Source organism: Promicromonospora umidemergens, assembly GCF_024171995.1.
In the GTDB taxonomy this organism is placed as follows: domain Bacteria; phylum Actinomycetota; class Actinomycetes; order Actinomycetales; family Cellulomonadaceae; genus Promicromonospora; species Promicromonospora umidemergens.
The window spans coordinates 106,061-123,429 of the sequence record NZ_JAMTCT010000013.1 but is presented as its reverse complement, the minus strand read 5'-3'; the positions used below and the strand labels follow the sequence as shown (position 1 = coordinate 123,429).

Annotated in this window: 18 protein-coding genes; 13 read left to right on the top strand and 5 right to left on the bottom strand. The window is 69.0% G+C overall.

What is annotated here, in order from left to right:
- The first annotated feature begins 40 nt into the window (after positions 1 to 40).
- The gene (locus APR04_RS19280; protein ID WP_253873213.1) at positions 41 to 463 is read left to right on the top strand and encodes a hypothetical protein; all 423 of its coding nucleotides are present in this window, start codon (positions 41 to 43) and stop codon (positions 461 to 463) included.
- A gap of 119 nt (positions 464 to 582) precedes the next feature.
- Here APR04_RS19280 and APR04_RS19275 read toward each other — a convergent pair whose 3' ends face one another.
- Positions 583 to 729 carry a hypothetical protein gene (locus APR04_RS19275; RefSeq protein ID WP_253873210.1) on the bottom strand — a complete coding sequence of 49 codons (147 nt, stop codon included), beginning with the start codon at positions 727 to 729 and terminating at the stop codon, positions 583 to 585.
- Positions 730 to 1,028: 299 nt separating this feature from the next.
- On the opposite strand from APR04_RS19275, the gene APR04_RS19270 reads away from it, so the two are divergent.
- The 11 genes from APR04_RS19270 (at position 1,029) to APR04_RS19220 (ending at position 11,723) form a co-directional block, all read left to right on the top strand.
- Positions 1,029 to 2,048, top strand: coding sequence for a class I SAM-dependent methyltransferase (locus APR04_RS19270; protein WP_253873207.1), 1,020 nt, complete (start codon positions 1,029 to 1,031; stop codon positions 2,046 to 2,048).
- Between the two features lie 24 nt (positions 2,049 to 2,072).
- Positions 2,073 to 3,074, top strand: a complete 1,002-nt coding sequence (locus tag APR04_RS19265) for a DNA-processing protein DprA (protein WP_253873205.1) — start codon at positions 2,073 to 2,075, stop codon at positions 3,072 to 3,074.
- Between the two features lie 219 nt (positions 3,075 to 3,293).
- Positions 3,294 to 4,451 carry an ArdC-like ssDNA-binding domain-containing protein gene (locus APR04_RS19260; RefSeq protein ID WP_253873202.1) on the top strand — a complete coding sequence of 386 codons (1,158 nt, stop codon included), beginning with the start codon at positions 3,294 to 3,296 and terminating at the stop codon, positions 4,449 to 4,451.
- A complete protein-coding gene (locus APR04_RS19255; protein WP_253873200.1) occupies positions 4,448 to 4,789 on the top strand; it encodes a hypothetical protein in 342 nt (113 codons plus the stop codon). The genes APR04_RS19260 and APR04_RS19255 overlap by 4 nt, the downstream gene beginning before the upstream one ends.
- Positions 4,786 to 6,630 carry a type IV secretory system conjugative DNA transfer family protein gene (locus APR04_RS19250; protein ID WP_253873197.1) on the top strand — a complete coding sequence of 615 codons (1,845 nt, stop codon included), beginning with the start codon at positions 4,786 to 4,788 and terminating at the stop codon, positions 6,628 to 6,630. The genes APR04_RS19255 and APR04_RS19250 overlap by 4 nt, the downstream gene beginning before the upstream one ends.
- On the top strand, positions 6,602 to 7,672 hold the full coding sequence (locus tag APR04_RS19245; protein ID WP_253873194.1) for a hypothetical protein: 1,071 nt from the start codon (positions 6,602 to 6,604) through the stop codon (positions 7,670 to 7,672). The genes APR04_RS19250 and APR04_RS19245 overlap by 29 nt, the downstream gene beginning before the upstream one ends.
- Positions 7,673 to 7,862: 190 nt before the next feature.
- Positions 7,863 to 8,333 (top strand): single-stranded DNA-binding protein, encoded by a 471-nt coding sequence (locus APR04_RS19240; RefSeq protein WP_253873191.1) that lies wholly within the window; start codon positions 7,863 to 7,865, stop codon positions 8,331 to 8,333.
- A 14-nt stretch (positions 8,334 to 8,347) separates the two neighbouring features.
- Positions 8,348 to 9,178 carry a hypothetical protein gene (locus tag APR04_RS19235; RefSeq protein WP_253873188.1) on the top strand — a complete coding sequence of 277 codons (831 nt, stop codon included), beginning with the start codon at positions 8,348 to 8,350 and terminating at the stop codon, positions 9,176 to 9,178.
- On the top strand, positions 9,178 to 10,308 hold the full coding sequence (locus APR04_RS19230; RefSeq protein WP_253873185.1) for a class I SAM-dependent methyltransferase: 1,131 nt from the start codon (positions 9,178 to 9,180) through the stop codon (positions 10,306 to 10,308). The genes APR04_RS19235 and APR04_RS19230 overlap by 1 nt, the downstream gene beginning before the upstream one ends.
- Before the next feature lie 298 nt (positions 10,309 to 10,606).
- Positions 10,607 to 11,134, top strand: coding sequence for a hypothetical protein (locus tag APR04_RS19225; protein ID WP_253873183.1), 528 nt, complete (start codon positions 10,607 to 10,609; stop codon positions 11,132 to 11,134).
- Positions 11,135 to 11,279: 145 nt separating this feature from the next.
- Positions 11,280 to 11,723: a hypothetical protein gene (locus tag APR04_RS19220; protein WP_253873180.1), complete on the top strand. Its 444-nt coding sequence runs from the start codon at positions 11,280 to 11,282 to the stop codon at positions 11,721 to 11,723.
- A 486-nt stretch (positions 11,724 to 12,209) separates the two neighbouring features.
- On the opposite strand, the gene APR04_RS19215 is transcribed toward APR04_RS19220, so the two are convergent.
- The 3 genes from APR04_RS19215 to APR04_RS19205 all read right to left on the bottom strand — a co-directional run bounded on the left by APR04_RS19215 (position 12,210) and on the right by APR04_RS19205 (position 15,323).
- Positions 12,210 to 13,709 carry a recombinase family protein gene (locus APR04_RS19215; protein ID WP_253873178.1) on the bottom strand — a complete coding sequence of 500 codons (1,500 nt, stop codon included), beginning with the start codon at positions 13,707 to 13,709 and terminating at the stop codon, positions 12,210 to 12,212.
- Positions 13,710 to 13,926: 217 nt separating this feature from the next.
- Positions 13,927 to 14,538: an ATPase, T2SS/T4P/T4SS family gene (locus tag APR04_RS19210; protein ID WP_308292372.1), complete on the bottom strand. Its 612-nt coding sequence runs from the start codon at positions 14,536 to 14,538 to the stop codon at positions 13,927 to 13,929.
- On the bottom strand, positions 14,535 to 15,323 hold the full coding sequence (locus APR04_RS19205; RefSeq protein ID WP_253873176.1) for a CpaE-like family protein: 789 nt from the start codon (positions 15,321 to 15,323) through the stop codon (positions 14,535 to 14,537). Before APR04_RS19205 ends, APR04_RS19210 begins: the two co-directional genes overlap by 4 nt.
- A gap of 291 nt (positions 15,324 to 15,614) precedes the next feature.
- On the opposite strand from APR04_RS19205, the gene APR04_RS19200 reads away from it, so the two are divergent.
- Entirely contained in the window at positions 15,615 to 16,457 is an 843-nt protein-coding gene (locus tag APR04_RS19200; protein ID WP_253873173.1) for an HAD family hydrolase, read from the top strand.
- Between the two features lie 503 nt (positions 16,458 to 16,960).
- On the opposite strand, the gene APR04_RS19195 is transcribed toward APR04_RS19200, so the two are convergent.
- Positions 16,961 to 17,299 (bottom strand): oxidoreductase, encoded by a 339-nt coding sequence (locus APR04_RS19195; RefSeq protein WP_372496137.1) that lies wholly within the window; start codon positions 17,297 to 17,299, stop codon positions 16,961 to 16,963.
- Between the last annotated feature and the right edge of the window lie 70 nt (positions 17,300 to 17,369).

The window sequence follows — 17,369 nt, the reverse complement described above, 5'->3', positions numbered from 1 at the left end:
GCAGGAGATGACACAGGAGATACCCGATACGGAGCGACTGGTGTTGAGCATGTATGTGCTCACCGACGGGCTCGCGCGCATCGCGCGCACGTATGAGCAGCATGTCTACCTGAACGACGAAGGCGATCCTGAACGGTTCTCGCCGGGGCACTTCATCCTGTACTCCGAAGGACAGGACCAAGCGCTGTTCGCGATCGAAGAGCAGTACACGGGCATCGACTGGCCCTACCCGGAGGACCGTCTCCCGACCTCGTGGACCTGGCACACCCGGCGAGTCGTCCACCAAGACGGCGCCTACAAGTTGGTGGTCGAGGAGGAGGGCCAGGTGGCGTCACCAGATGTCGTGGAACTGCTCGTGCGAGCTCAGACCTGGGCCCGCCGGGAGAGCAACGCCCTAGCGCACCAGGAGGCTCCCCACCGCATGCCGCACCGGTCCCACCGGCCACTCGGGCCAAAACTGTAGGACAGCTCACGACGATCTCAGCCTCTTACGAGGACGCGTTATCCCGCTGAGGTGCCGAGGATGTGTCCACCGCCGGTACGCCAGGCGAGCCCGGCATGCGGATCAGATTCGCGGTCGAGTCAGAAGTCCCAACCGGCCCAGTTGACGTTCGACACGAACCACACGGCGGCAGCTATCGCGAGGCCAGCCAACACGGTCATCGACAAGAGCACGACGATCGCCACCTCCGGCCATCCCCAGGAACGCTCGCGGCGATCTCGCGGCACGATCTGACCTCCTCAGCAGCCCGCCACCCGATCTGACCACGCGGGCGCAGCGAGCCTACTCGCGTCCGCGGCGCTCTCAACGACTCGTGCCTTGCCGCCATCGCCATCGCCGTCGCCATCGAGCGTGTGGTGCGTCATTCGGCGTTCTGCGCCACCGCCGTCCGAAGCCCCCTCGTTCCGAGAGTCACTGTGCGAAGCACACCGTCCGCCCGGTCGAAACGCTGGCGCCCCGGACGTGCGCCCGTACCTGATCCTCGACCGCCTCGTCCGGCAGGCGGCAACGAGAGGACGGTGACGTCGTGCCGACAGAAGAGGTCTTGAACGTCCTGGACGCCGCGGCGATCCACCGCCACGACCGGTACGCCTCTCGAACAGCTCACACGATCCTGGCCGAGAAGATCTGGGGTGCGCTGCGCGACCTCGGGGTCGCGCGGGGTCGAATGCTGGTGACCGGTCCCTATGCGGCGACGCTTGCCGGTGTCCCGGCTCCTGCTCCGCGCGCTCCTGGTGCACGCACCGATGCCCGCTACCGGGAGCTGACCGCTGCGATCCCGCCCGTGTGGTGGCCGCACCAGGCCCTGCGCCTGGCCGAGCTCACCATGTACGACCCGGCGCAGCACGACGTCGTGATCGCGAATGTCCCGCTGGCCGGCCTGCATCCCCGGTCCGTGCACGGCACGCGCCGGATCGGGCAGGTTCACCGGGACCTGTTGGCCCAGGCACTGGCGCGCACGTTCCCTGGCGGGGTGCTCGTGGCCATCACGGCCCGTCAGATCCTGGACCACCCGGCCACCACCACCCGGCGCTTCCTGTTCACCCAGAAGGCCCAGCTGCTGGGTGCGGTCCGTCTGCCTGGAACGGTGCTGCATCACCATGGCCCCGACGAGGCATCGCCAGTCGACGTGCTGGTTCTGCGACGCCCACTTCCCCACGAGACACCCGAGCCGGCCGACTGCCTGCGCGTCGACCCGGTCGACCTTCCTGGTGGCACCGCACACGTCAACGAGTGGTACGCCGTGCACCACCCTGATCACGTCATCGGCCAGCCCCGGGCGGTCACGGACCCGGACCGGGACGGCACCCAGTACACCGTGGACCACGGAGAGGTCCCGTGGGACAGCGCACTGGAGACCGCCCTGGCCCAGATCACCAGGGATGCCCGAGACCGCGGGCTCACGGCGGTCTCCGCGTCGTGGAACCCGCCCGATTCCAGACTCGCCCCGCAGGCCGACTGGTCCGCCCGGGCCACCACGCGGAGCACATTTCCAGGACGCCCCGACGGCACTGCGCCATGCCCTGGCAGCGCCCCGGGTATGTGAGCCTCGTACTGATTGGAGTCGATGATGAGCCCGTTCGACCTGAACCTCGACGACGTCGACGAGCGCACTGCCCGCGCGTTGCTCGCAGTGATCAGCCCGCCGGGCACCGCCGCGGTCATGGGTGGCTGGGTCTCTGCCCGCGGCGCCATCGAGACCCTGCGCCTCGCGCTCGGAAGCGAGCCAGTCGACATGCACACGCTCTGGGAGGTGGATGAGTGGCGCACCACGATCCGGGAACGCCTCGCTGAGCCCGACATCGCGGGCGCGTTCTTCACCGCCCTCGCCCCTGATCCCCGGGTCCTGATCCCGTCAGACCCGCACTGGCCGACCGGATTGGAAGACCTGGGCCACTGGGCGCCCCTGGCGCTGTGGGCCGAAGGAAATACCAGCCTGCTCGCCACGCCCCATACCGACCGCGTCGCCGTCGTCGGTCGTCAGGCAGCGACCGAATACGGACTGGTCACGGCTCAGAAGCTCGCACACGACCTGGCCGGCCGGGGCCTCCAGGTGGTCTCCGGCGGCGCGCACGGCATCGACCTCGAAGCCCACCGCGGAGCCTACGTATCCGGCGGAGCGACGATCGTCGTCCTGGCCGGCAGCCTGGACAACCCCCTCCCGCCAGCGAACATGAGCCTGTTTCACCGGATCCGTGACAACGGGGGTGTCCTGCTCACCGAGACACCTCCCGGGATCCTCCCCTCCCATGCCGCTGCGCGAGCCCGGCACCGAATCACCGCCGCACTGTCCGGCGGGATGGTCGCGATCGAGGCTCGTAACCGCTCCAAGACCCCAGGCGTGTGCGAGGAAGCCCTCGCTCTGGGTCGCCCCCTTGGTGCCTTCCCGGGCCCTGTCACGAGCCTGACCTCAGTGGCTTCGCACGAGTTGATCAGCAGCGGGGAGGCGGTCTTGGTCACGAACGCCGACGACGTCGCCCGGATGCTCCGCCGCGCCAGCCGTGGCGCGGTGCCCCTCGAGGGTCCGGCGCCGTCGCAGCGCCCGGCACCTCCTCACGGCCGGCTGAGGTGACACCGGCACGTCTGTCGTGCGGACGGTGTGGCACCAAGCCCAGCACCGGTCAGCGAGGCCGACTACGCCGCGCACGAGAACGACCCGACAGTCGATCCTGCGACCAGCGCCAACCTCCCGCAGCGTCGCGGCTGGCCGCCAGTGACGTAGCTGCCGGACGCTGCTCGGTCAGCGGGGCCGTCTTTCCCCCTGCCTTCCAGACACGTCTGGGAGGCAACAATGCGCAAAGACAGCCGGACCCTGGATCAGAAGATCGCCGATCGTAAGGCCAAGGTCGACGCGCTACACGAGAAGCTGACCGTCGCGGTCGCCGAGCTGATCACGCCGGAGGACTGGCGGCGTGCGCTCGAGTTCGCGGCGAAGTTCCGCAGGTACTCGTTCGGGAACACGATGCTGATCTGGGTCCAGAACGCCCAGGCTCATGAGGCCGGACTCGTGCCCGCTGGCCCTCCGGAGTACGTCGCCGGGTACAAGCAGTGGAAGAAGCTGGGCCGCCACGTCATCAAGGACATGGCGGGCTTTCAGATCCTGGCGCCCGTCGAAGGACGCGTCGCCGTCTCCGAGGACGGTTCCTACCGCCGACTGGCGCGCGGCGAAACGCCTGAGCCGCACGAGACGATCGACACGCGGGTGGTCGGATGGGCGCCCGCGTACGTGTGGCCGCTGGCACTGACCGACGGTGACCCGGTCCCGACCAAACCCGTCGCGCCCAGCCCGCAGCTCTTGCAGGGCCAGGCGCCGGCCGGTCTGTTCGACGGAGTCAAGAAGGTCATCGAGGCCAAGGGCTTCACCGTCGGTGACGCACCCGCCACTGGCTGGCCGAGCAGCCGTAACGGGCTCACCGACTACGACACGAAGAGCGTCCAGCTCCGGGCCGACCGGGACGACGTGCAGCGTTGCAAGACGCTCATCCACGAAGCCGGGCACATCCTCCTGCACGACCGCACGGACCAAGATGCCGCGCAGCACCGTGGCATCAAGGAGGTCGAGGCCGAATCGGTCGCGCTGATGGTCGCCGCCGCCCACGGGATGCAGACCGACGACTACTCCATCCCCTACGTCACGACGTGGGCGTCCAGAGTCGAGGGCCAGGACCCGTCCGCCCTGGTTGCCCAGACCGCAGTCCGCGTGCGTCGAGCTGCCCTGGAGATCCTGGGCGCGCTGGACACGGTCCTGGTCCCCGACAGCGACCCGCCGGGCCTGGACCAAAGTGCGAAGCCGGAACGGGCCGCCCGAAGCGGGACACGGCGTCGCGCTGCCGCCCTGTCAACCGGCGTGACTGAAGCGACGGCGCTCCCTGGTGGCGACTCCGTCGGATCTGAACTCGGGGTACCCGACCGTGCCCGTCCGGTGTCAACGACGGGGATCGGGCGATGACCCGCCAACTGCGCGACGAAGATCGCGCCGACGTCGTCCTCGACATCGACCAGGACGGCCACATCACGGTCACCCTCCACGGCCAGCCCTGGCCACCCCTCTCGAACGATGCCGACGTCTCACTGGGCCGCACGGATGTCCCGTGGATCCTTCGAGAGCTCGTGACCGAGCAGGACATGCCGCTGTGGGTCATCGCCAGGAGCGCAGGACGCACGTTCAAGGGCTTGGTCGTTCCCGAACACCTGAAGCACTCCGACCTGACGTTCCCGACCGGTCCGCCTGAGCCACCACGCCGACCGGCACCGAGCGGGCGTGGTATCGGGCTGGGTGCATCATGACTCCCGCGGCAGGTCGCCCGATGGGCGACGAGCTGACCAACCTGGCCCTGGGCGCGCTCGTCGCGCTGTTGACGTTGTCGGCGGTGCTGCGGTTCTCCGCGAACCTGGCAGCGCTCGTGACCGGCCACACCGTGCCCGACGGCGGTCCGGCCTCCGGCCTTGGCGTACTGGCCAGTCCGACTGACCCCGGCCGGGTGGTGGGCGCCGCCGGCCTGAACCCGTTCGTGTACTGGCTCGCCGTCGCTGTCCTTCTGGGCGGGTGCGGGGTGCTGGCCTGGGTCGTGTGGCGCACGGCGGCCAGCCTGCGCACACCGTCGGCACACACCAGCAAGGCGGGCCTTGCGACCTCCCGCGACCTGGCCCGCTCCGCGTCCCGGCGGGCGTTGCTGAAGCGGTCGGGGACGCTGCGCCCGTCGGTCCCCAGGGCCGAGCCGACCGACGTCGGGTACCTGCTGGGCTACGCCCACGGGCACGAGCTGTGGGCGTCGGTGGAGGACTCCATGCTCGTGCTCGGTCCGCCCCGCTCCGGCAAAGGCTTGCACCTGGTCATCTCGGCGGTCTTGGACGCACCCGGCGCTGTCATCACCACCGCGACCCGGCCGGACACGCTCGCCGTGACCATGGCCGCCCGACAGGCTGTCGGACCGGTGGCGGTGTTCAATCCGCAGCGCCTGGCCGGGAACCTGCCCGCCGGGCTGCGATGGTCACCGATCCGTGGGTGCGAGACCCCGCGCCGCGCCATGGTGCGAGCAGCCGGGCTGGCCAAGGAGACCGGGCTGGGTGGCAAGGGCGTGGACAACGGCAGCTTCTGGGAGAACACGACCCGCGGCGCCCTGCAGGCCCTGCTGCATGCCGCGGCCTTGGCTGGCCGTACTCCCAAGGATCTGTACGTGTGGTCGTTGTCGCCGGCCGCTGCTGCGGACGCCGTCGCGATCCTGCGCGCTCACCCGCGTGCCGCGCACGGGTGGGGCGAAGGGCTGGACGGCATGCTCAACGGTGACTCCCGCACCCGGGACAACATCTGGATGGGGGTTGGCCAGGCCCTGTCGTGTCTGGCCGACCCGGATGTGCTCGATGCCGTCAGCCCGGGCCCGGACGAGGTGTTCGATCCCGAGGCGTTCCTGCGCGAGCGCGGCACGCTGTACCTGCTTGCCACCGGTTCCGGGGCCTCCGCGTCCGGCGCCCTGATCGCGGCGCTGATCGAGGACATCACCGAGACCGCACGCCGCCTGGCCGCAGTCTCGCCGCGGCAGCGGCTGGACCCGCCGCTGCTCCTTGCCCTGGACGAGATCGGCAATATCGCTGCCCTGCCCTCGCTGCGGTTCCTGATGGCCGACGGCGGTGGCAGCGGGATGACCACGATCCCGGTGTTCCAGTCCCTGGCACAGGCCCGTGACCAATGGGGTGCCGAGACCGCGGCAGCGATGTGGGACTCAGCGATCGTCAAGATCGTCCTGGGCGGGATCTCCACCACCGGGGACCTACGCGACCTGTCCACCCTGATCGGCGAGAAGGACGAGGTCACCGACTCGGTGACGATCAACGAGACCGGAGCACGCAGCATCCAGCGCTCCCTGCGTCGGGTGCCCGTGATGCCGCCAGAGGCGATCCGGACCTTGCCGTTCGGTACCGACCTGGTCCTGCTGCGCTCGGCCCCGCCGATCATCGCCACCCTGCGCCCTTGGACCAAGCGCGCCGACGCCGCGCAGCTGGCGGCCGGGCGTGAGGCATTCGAAGCCACCGTCCGCAGCGGCGCCAGCACGGCCGCCGCGAGCGGGGACGCCGTTCCTGACGAAGTAGGCGACCACGTCGATGAGCGAGCAGACGATGCTGCCGCCTGAGGCCCTGGTGGAGAACGCCTTCGCTCAGGCCGTGCAGGCGAGCAGGAGTCTCGCCGAGTCCCTGGACGCGTACCAGCATCTGAGGGACTGGGCCGACACGGACTACCGCGACTACGTCGAAGCCTCCGAGAATGCGGTCCGCGATCTGCGCCTGGTGGAGGACTGGGAGGCGACTGGTGCGCCCCGATGGGGCGACGTCGTCGCCCATCTCGCGCTCGCTGATAGCCGTCTGCATACCGTTGCCGAGCTGCGCACGCCGATCATCCAGCAATGGGACAAGGTGCGCGATCATCTGGCCAGTTACCGGCCTGTGCTGGACGCGTCGTCCGTGGTCGGCGGGCGACGCGGCATGTACGCCTGGCTCGCCTTTCAAGCCACGCTGGCAGCCCACCCCGCCGAAGTCACCGCGATGACGCCAGCCCAGCGAATCGAACGCTTCCACGCGATGGCCGACGAGCTCATCGAGCGCATGGACGCGGCATGGTCTGAGGACCGTGAGGCGTACGACCAGTGGAACTTCGACAGCGGGTCCGACCCGGACAACGTGCCCGTGCTGCGCACCGAGTGGGCCGTCGAGGCCGACGTCCTGCTCGCCGAGCTGCCCAACGAGTTCCTGGACAGCTCGCTCCCTGTGAGCGCCTTGGATCAGTACCTGATCGCTCGTGATCTCGCGGACTGCGCCCGCAACTTGCCCTCCGGTAGCGACATGACGCAAGGCGTGAGTATCGAGCGGAGCATGATCGGCGCGATGCTGCGCCTGGTGGCCGACCGCCCCGACCAGAACGTCCCCGACGGCCATCAGCACCTGCAGGACGAGCTCAACGAGCTCGCCGTCGACCTAGACCGCTATCAGTGGCACGCCGGACGCACGCCCGCGTCACGTGGCGTCGTCGTGAACCTGATCACCACCACGGAGCACATCCGGGACATCGTCGACGAGCAGAACCATCGCCGCATCACATCCGCACCATTCCCCCACCGCGATCGGTTCCGCATCGCGCCGCAGCGGCTCTCGCACGACTCGCCCGGCCCTGGCTGCTGAAGCCCTTCCTGGTGCGGTGTGCAGGTGCACAGGTTCGGCACCAGCTGGTCGGCGCACGCCCGAATCGCTCCCCATTGACCGGCGGGAAGTGCATACGGGGGGCGTGAGGACGGCTTCGGCGGGTCCGGGAACGCACCTGTCACTCAGCACCCCGCTACGCCGGTGGGGGTTGAACGACAGGGAGCTTGCGATGTCTTCTTCGACGATTCCCACGTCCGTCAGCCTGGAGGGTCGGCTGGCTGCAGACCCCGTGCTCCAGCACACCAGGGCCGGTCGGTCGTTCGTCCGGGTGCGGGTTGAGGCCGAGGCCGTCCCGGTTTCGCTGGGGGACGGTCAGTTCGCGGACTTCCCAGCGGTGCCGTGCGATCTGGTCGTGTTCGGCAAGGCCGCCGACCGGATGACCAGTCGGTTCCGGTTCGGCGACCGGTTCGTCGCCTCCGGGCGGGTGAAGACCACCAGCGACGGCGAGGCCTGGTTCGTGGCCCGCCGGATCGGGCACGACGCCGCCCGCACCACCTACCGCGTCACCCGGGCTCGTCGCATCGCTCGCAGAGGGACGAACGCGCTCAAGGCCAGTGACAACCACCGCCCGGGGCAGCCTGCCGATCTGGACCAGCTGATCGTCGCCGGCCGAATCCTGCCCGATTCCTGGACCGCGTGAAGGAGCCCGCAGCCATGGATGAGAACCACACCACAACTCCGGACGACGCCCAGAACGATCGGCCCACGCACGACTCGGCCGAGCGCTCCGTGGCGGACGAGACGATGCTCGACGACTTCGTGAACAACGCGTTCATGCTGCCCAGCGACGTCGAGGCCCTGGATGAGGACTTCGACAGCCCCGACGAGAGCACCGACCACAACGGGGACGACGACCCCACCGACGATGAGGACCCCTTCGCACTACCAACAGGCTTTGGCGGTGCGTCCGCATATCGCCCGGGACGGCCGGCTGTACCGAGCTTGCCGCTGCGGCCGATGAACCTGAACCTCCTGTCCTCGCTGGAGGCCAGCCTGTACTGGCGGGACCTGGACGCGTGGGTGACATGGCTGCGCCGCGACTACGGGCTCGGAATCACGGTGATCCCGCCGCTGTGGCACCGGCACGCCGAGCTGCGGTGGGAGCTGTCAGCCCTGCACACCGCATGGCTGGCCGCGTACGACCCCAAGACATCGGCCTCCGCCCCCATCACGTGGCATCGCGAGCTGGTCGAGGCACAGGTCCGACTGGCCGAGTGGGTCTCTCACAGTGGCACCGGGCTGACCGAGGACCGCCCGACCCCGGTCACCCTGTGGCCCGGCGAGACCGGGTTCGGTTCCCAGGAGACCTGGGACTCCGACGCTGTCCGACCCCGCCCGTTCACTGACAGGGCTGCGGACTTCGAGGCTTGGGTCGCCCAGGACATCGCCGCCCGACGCGCGGTCGAAGGCCGGGTCCGGTCCGAGACGCGACGCCGAGCGCCCAGCGTCATGCCGCAGCAGCGGGCCGGTTCGGGAAGGTCATGATGTTCAACGACGAAGTCGAGCGCTTCCTCGACGACGCTTACGACGATGACGAGCACGCCAAGGCCGCCGCACGCGCGGACATCGCCGCGATGCACGATCACGACGCCGCGGACGCCACAGCTGCCCACGACCTGATCGCCCGCCACGTGTGGAAGACGCTGCGTGAACTGGGCATCTACGAAGGCAGATTCCTGGCCCACGGCCCGGACCCGGAGGTGCTGGCAGGACTGCCGCCCTCCGAACGCCGCCTCGAGCCGGGACAGGCGAACGGCTTCACGGGGCAGATCCCCGCCGGGCACGACCCGGCGACGTCCTGGCCCCATCACGGAACGATCCTGCGGGTGATGGACGGGGATACCTTCCACGACGAGCACGACGCCGTGATCGGCGTCGCCCCGTACGTCGATGTCGCCCTGCGCCGCCCCGGCATCGCCGACCAGCGCCAGCTCACCCAGACCATCGGAGTGCTCACGATGCTGGAAACCACGGAACCGGGCGGGTTCACCGTCGCGTTGGTTTCCCAGGAACTGCTCGACGACCCCGACCCGCAGTTTCGCCAGTACATCGCCCACCTGGGCGAGCTCGCCGGCGCGGTGCGTCTCCCTGCCGGCGCTCTGCGCACCGATCCGGGCAACGACAGCTGCGTCGACATTCTCGTCCTGCGCCGCCACTTCGGAGCACCCCGCAACCCGCACACCTTCTTGCGATCCCTGGCCTACGAACGCAACGGGCTCCAGGCTCATCTCAACGAGTACTACCTCAAACACCCCGAGCAAATCCTCGGCGACCCAACGATCCAGCAGACCATTTGGTCACCCGCCGAACTCACCGTCCGGCCCTACAGCGTAGGACTCGAGCACGACCTCGCAGTGGGCATGTCCGCCATCGTCACCTACGCACGCCAGGCCGGGCTCACCGCCGACACGCTCGCGTCACCACTGGAGGCATACGAGACCAACCTGGACGCCCCGAAGAGGTACGTCTCTCTGGACCTGCCCGGAGATACCCACAGGGTCGACCTGGATGTGGCCCGGGACAGGATCAACCAGCTCCGCTCAGCCCAGCAAGCCCCGGACTCCGAGAACGGTCCCTCACGGCCGGGCGGGACGAAGCCCAGTCCGGGCATGTGACCGCTGAACGGGCGAACACGCAGCTCAGGCCCAAACCGGTCGCTGCGCTCCACCTGTCGCAGCTCTGCCGCGCCCCCGGCTAGCAGCAACAAGGCGTCGGGGCGGCAGAGCTCAGCGGTGGAGGCTCGCCGCCGAGCCTTGGAGACTTGTCCCCATGAGCGCGTCAGAGAGGGTCGTCCTTCCGGACCCGTCGTCGTTCGACGGTCTGACCGACCATTGCACGCCAGCTCACGTCCGGCTCCTTCGGCGGCCGGTGCTGCGAACCATATCCTCGGCTACCGGGCCACTGGTGCTGTCGATGTTCGTGCTGATCGTCGCGACGTCCGCGTACTCCCAGGGCTGGCCGGCGGCGATCGTCGCCGGGGCCGTCTACGCCGTGCTGGTCACTGTCGTTGTCGCACACGTCGTACAGACCGCTGTCCCGGCGCGGTGCCCGCGGCCCCGCACACGGCGCGCGACCTACGTGCTGCAGGACGGGACGGCGGTCATCGAGGCGCGGGCCACCGGCACAGGCCGAGACGTCGTCGAGCTGTCCAATCACGCCAAGCTTCCCGGGACCTCCTCGGACACCGTCCGGACAATGCGGCGAACCCTGATCACCACGATCCTCCGAACCAATCCCCACGTCACCGTGCGAGTTACGACCCGGGTTCCCGCGCTCGCGCGACTGTACGCCGAGGACTTCGACGCCGTTGCTGAAACGCTGGGCTTGGACCGGCACAGCATCACGCGGCGGGTCGGCGTCCGTGAGCGAGTCACCGGGGTGCGAACCGAGGTGCTGCTGTTGCCGGGAAGGCAGTCAGGAGCAGACCCAGCTCTGCGTTGATACCCCGGACGCCTCGCGCGCGCCACGCACAATCGTGCCCGGTTCGTAGCGCCGCCGGCTGCGTGCGATGCCGAAATGTGGCTCGTCTCGGTGCTGGTCCGACACCTGTGAGTGTCACGTTCTCGCCGATCCCCAGGAGCTGGACATGCCGACCCTCACTAACCCGCAGCACGCCGCAGAGGATGCTGCCGAGGCCATGCGAAACCTGGTCTTCGCGACCCGCAGCTTCGTCGACCCATGCGACACGTACTGGGTGGTGTCCGACCTGGCCGCCACAACCCGCCGCATGGAGCAGGTCGCGATCCAAGTCGCCTCCGCGCACCGCGAGAAGCTGCACCTGGCACATGACTACAACGGCTCGACCGCCGTCGGCGAAGTCAAGGCACTGACCGCAGCGGCCCACCTGCGTCGAGTGGCCGACCTGCTGCGGCAGGCGCACACGAGCCTGGACCTGGCGGCGAAGCACTCGGGATGCATCGCCTGGTACGACACGGTGCCACCCGCGCCCAATCGACACACGGCAAACACCGGGGGCGCAGTACCTCTGTCTCCGCCATCAAAGGTTCGGTCCAGGTTAACTTGTCGCTGACCACCGAGAATCAGGTCCCGAGCACATCGGATGGACGCCTTTGCGGCCGGGTTACTGACTCGACCGTGAAGCTCACAGCGCGAGTCGCACACCGCTTCGGACCCCGCAGTTCACCTGTCCATCGAGAGTGCAGGTGTTGAGGGCGTCGCCGGTCAGCACCGATCCCGTCCGTCACGACCGACACAGGCGGAGGAGAGGAGTGGTTATGAGGACCCCGAGGCGGACAACGCACGATGCAGCACCGACAAGGACGCCCGCGTCAGCCGACACCACACGCCGGCCCTCTGCACTGCCAGACGGCTTCGACGTCGAGGCCTGGACACGAGCAGCTTGTGACGCGTCCGGGGTGCCATTCGCAGTGGAGGACCCGCTGGCGCTGCTCAAGCTCCGAGACCTGGCCAAGCACCCGGCATAACGGCGAGTGTGCTGTCAGGCAGGACCCTCCCGCCCGTCGCTGACAGTCCAGATCACCGGTTCATGCGGCGCCTACGCCTTGAAGGTCAATTCGACTCTTGCGGGCCGGAAGCGGGACCCACAATTCGGATCGGGGTTGACGACAAGAGTGTCGATGAGTGCGGACATGATTGCCCGCTTCTGGGGAATCGACCACTCCTCCGCCCAGGCGCGTCGCAGGGCCACTTCGTCGCCAATTGGGAGGCCCTTCAGAGCGCTGGTGCGGTTGACCTTGCCAAGCATGAGTTCGGCTTGGTGGATCACGTTCTGCGCCGCAGCCCGACCGGCAGATACCTCGGATCGGCTCACCAGCCCCGCCCCGTAGTCACGGGCGATGTCTTCAAGTCGTGCCCTGGCGGCGACGATCTGCGCCACAGCATCTGCCACGATCCCAGAGGAGTCAGATGCCGTATCGGGCAGTTTTGTCACCGCGAGACGTGCGATCACTGCCTCGCTTACAAGCTCTTCCAGTGCCGGTGCCGCGACATTCAGGCCGCCCCGTTCCGGGTAGCCCGGGTGCGGCTTGCACCTGTAGTCCCGCCTCGCCCTTCTCCTGCTGCCGCGACCACGCTGCCCGGACACGAGACCCGCACCGCACTTGCCGCACCGGGCAATCGTCGAGAGCAAAGTGACCGACGACGCGCCGACCCTGCGGTCCATGCTCCCGAGCATCGCTCGGATGCGGACAGTCTCCTCGGGGGTGATGATCGCTTCCCAGTTGCCCGGCCCCAAGATCTGCCGACCATTGGGGCCATCTGTGGTCCCCAGCGACGGATCGTAGGCACGCTGCCCAGAGATGCGTGCAGAGACAAGGATCGACTTCACCGTGGTCGCGTGCCACACCCCGAGTGTGCCCTTTCCCGCACGCGGCGACGGCACGCCAGACTCTTCGTTCAGCCACTTGGTTATCGCCCCGAGGGACTGTCCCGCCAAGAACCTGTCCGCCATCTCGCGAACGACAATGGCCTCTTCCGGGATGAGGACCCCACCGATGCCATAGCCGAACTTTGGGGCTCCGTGCCAGTCACCGCGCTCCGCCTTCTGCTTGTTCGCACGCCGGATCCGATCAGCCTTGTGCCCCGACTCATACGCAGCCATCGCGACGAGCTGGCGCGCCATGAGCCGCCCCTCATGAGTGTTGAGATCGAACGCACCGCCCATCACAGCCTCAATGCGGATCGGATGGGACTCGACGAGCTCGATCAGGTCCTCAAGTTCACGAGGCTTGCGATAGAGGCGATCGACATGCCAGACGACAACACGCGAAGGCCCCAACTTGATGCGGGCGAGCATCCTGTCGAAGCTCTTTCGCTTCTTGTTCAGATACGCCGACGTGTCGTTGTCCATATAGACGTCGTCGTCCGACACGACCAAGCCGAGCCGTGCGCACAGATCGAGGCAATCGTCTCTCTGACGCTCGACGCCAGCAGCCTCACCCGTGCGGTCCTCACTGATCCGCAGATAGACCAGAACCTGCTCAGCCACCTCGACCGACAGCCCATGCTTGGAGCGCAGGCCAATACTCTCGATCAACTGAACTCACCCGCTTCAGTCGCTACGGCAGCGTGCTGCCCAACCCACGAGCGACGAGTCGCTCGCTGTCCTGCGATGGACACCGCGCTCTCGGATCTGGGCTTCCTCCCATGAATACAAGGACGAACCCAAGCGCATGGCACGGCTGCTGATCCGGTAGGGGAGAGTCGTTCGGACCTTCTGCTCACCTGGTCACCACCTCCACTGATTAGGGGTGTCAGAAACACCAAGTGGACTTCCCGGTGCCGGTGCCGCCACTGACCAGCACGTTCGCCCGGCGCAGCACGAGCGAGCGCAGCAGGCCCACCCACTGGCCCGGCAGGGCGCCACCGGCAACCAGCTCGTCGAGCGTGAACACGCGGTTGCGGAGCACCCGCAGGGAGATCACCGCGCCCGTCTCGGCGAGCGGTTCCAGCACCGCGTGCAACCGGGTGCCGTCGGGCAGGCGGGCGTCCACGGTCGGGCAGGCGTCGTCGAGCCGCTGGCCGCCGAGCGCGGCGAGCCGGACCGCGAGCGCACGCACGCCGGCGGCCGTGCCGAGGTGCACCGGTACCTGCTCGAGCCCGGCGCCGCGATCGACCCACACGTCGTCGGGTCCGTTCACCAGCACGTCGGTCACGTCCGGTGCGTCGAGCAGGGTCTGCAGCGGGCCGGCGCCCGTGAGCTCTGCCCGGGCCGCGCGTTCCAGGTCCCGGAGCGCGTCGGACCCGAGCACCCGGCCGGAGTCCCGTACCGCGTCGCGGACGGCGGCACCAGCGCCGGTGCGACCGGTCGCGAGGCGGGCGCGGACGTCGTCGAGCAGTGTGGCCGCACCGGACGGCCCGTTCACAGCGCACCTGCCGCGTCGGCCGCGAACCGGCCGAGTGTGCCCCGGTGAGACATCGCAGGCCCCTCGCCGCGCTCGATCGCCCGGGCGAGCCCTGCGTCCCTGCCCATCACCGCGATGACCGGCAGCCCAAGGGCTGCGGACACGTCGTCCTCGTCGACCGATCCCGGCGCCGGGCCGCGCACCACTAGCCGCACGTCCGGCACACCGGTCCCACGTAGGGCGTCACGCACCCGTTGGGCGCCGACGGTCGCCGGCAACGTCAGCGGCACCACGAGCAGCGCCTTCTCGCAGCGAGCCAGCAGGGTGCGCACCGCCTGGCCGGCGCTGCCCGGCGCCTCGGCCGCTGCACCGACGCCGCGGCGCGTGGCAGTGCCCCAGGCGCCCGGCCGGGGCAGGTCGAGCACCAGGGTCTCGCCCGCCCGGACCAGTCCGCGGCAGACATCGAGCACCACCTCGTCGTCCGGCGGTGGACCCGATGCCGTGCCGCTCAGGACCGGCACCAGGCCCCAGCGCGGCAGCGCCGCTACCACCCCCGTGCCCTCGACCTCGCCGCGTGCCCCGATCAGGTCCGGCCATCGTGCGCCAGGCCCGCCGTCGGCCCCCAGCAGCAGGTCGGTGCCCGGTGCGTGCGCGTCGAGGTCCACGAGCGTGGCGCGCTCACCGCCCCGGCGCAGACCGTGGGCCACGCACGCGGCCACCACTGACGCGCCTGCCCCACCGCACGCCCCGACCACGCCGATCACCCGTCCCGGCTCCGGCACCACGCCGCCCACTGTGCGGACCATCGCTGCCTCCCCCGCCCGGCTGTCCCGGGCCTACGCCGGGCACGCTGCCCGGGATCCATCCCGGGCGGACTGCCCGGGCTCCGGAATCAGGTTGGGCGATCGGCTCCACGCCGGCGCGCCCCTCCGGCCCGGCTGTGCACAGGCGGGGGAAAGTGGTGCCTGTGGTCGGGCTCGTACGCCCCTGCCGCCGTCACCAGGGTCTGCGGGTCGAGCGGACGAGTTTTCATCCCGACGGCGGAACACCCCGCGGGAGACAGCCTCCGACGGGGGTTGCCCCGTTAGGCTCGTCGCGTGACCGAGCAGTCTCCCCAGATCGCCACTCGACCGCTGTCGCACGCCCCGCGTACGGCCGCGTTCTTCGATCTCGACAAGACGATCATCGCTACCAGCTCGTCGGCGGCGTTCTCCAAGCCGTTCCTCGCGGGCGGGCTCCTTTCGCACGCCGATGTGCTGCGCAGCGCGTACGCCCACTTCGTCTTCATGATCGGCAATGCCGACGCCGACCAGACGGAACGGATGCGTGCCCACCTGTCGTCGCTGGTCACCGGCTGGGACGTGGAGAAGGTCCGGCAGATCGTCACCCAGACGGTGCACGAGCTCATCGACCCGTACGTCTACGCGGAGGCGGTCGAGCTCATCGCCGACCACCACGCGGCGGGGCGGGACGTGGTGGTCGTGTCGGCGTCGGCGGCAGTGCTGGTCGAGCCCATCGCCGCGGTGCTGGGTGCGGACCACGTCCTCTCGACGCAGATGACCGTCGAGGACGGCCGCTTCACCGGCGAGATCGACTTCTACAACTACGGCGACAACAAGGCGGTAGGTATCAACCGGCTCGCCGCGCGCGAGCAGTACGACCTCGCGCGGAGCTTCGCCTACTCCGACTCCATCACCGACGCCCCGATGCTGGCCGCCGTCGGCCACTCGTACGTGGTCAATCCGGACCGAGGTCTGAGGCGGCGGGCGGCGCAGCACGGCTGGGGCGTCCTAGCGTTCACCCGTCCGATCGCGCTGCGCCCACGCATCGAGCCCGCCCCGGTCATCGCGGTGGTCGGCGCGGCTGCGCTCGGAGTCGCGGTCTGGCTGATCTGGCGCGCTGCCCGACGCCGGTCCCGACGCCAGCTCCGGCACGGCTGAACGCGCACCTCACGGTCGACCGATCTACCGCATCAGGTCAAGCCAAGGCAAGGCCGAAGATTTTCCCAACCAATTGCTGACATGACAGGAATTGGCAATTGTGAAGATGAGTCGGCTCCAGTTGCTTTTATTAGCAGAAGGCAGTGTGATTGTGTTCACAGCAAGCATTCAGGGCGGAAGGGACCGTGCCCTGGGGGCCGAAAGGGTGTTGACCTGATCGGGCAGCAAGCGAAGTGCACGGTCACCCCACCCAGCTGGTGAGAGCGGCACCCGGCTTGAGGATGCTCCCGGGCGCCGTACTCGTAGACCGAGATCTCGCCACCGCAGTGGCCGGGCCCTTGCACTTCCGGATCGCGAACGGAAAATGCGAGGAGCCCGGCCGCACGGCGAATCGTTTCGCGGAATGCGCCGCACCTGGAAAAGAATCACCGCGCTCGACATTCCTCCCGGCGTCGAGACGCCGCAGGCACGGGAATCGCGCTCGTCACACCCCCCGCCACCGGTCACCGCCACTGAGCACGCGCGTACTGCGGCTGCATTCCCACCCCTGATTCCACCGGCAGCACACCGATCTGCGCACGAAGCGCGTGTGCGGCGCGCAGCGGCCAGTACGGATCGCGCAGCGCCTCACGACCGAGCAGGACGGCGTCCGCCGAACCCTCCACCAGGATCTGCTCGGCCTGGGCCGGCTCGCTGATGAGCCCGACCGCGCTCACCGGCAGCCCGGACACCTCCCGGACGCGGCGTGCGTGCGGCACCTGGTAGCCCGGCCGTTCCAGATCCCGGTGTCCTGGGGCGGGTCGAAGAGGAGGCTCACGAGACCCACCAACACGGCCGGTCACCGGGCCATTCCGAGGCAGCCGTGCTGAATCTCAGCACGTGACACCGGGGTGTGAGGACTGTCACCGTCCG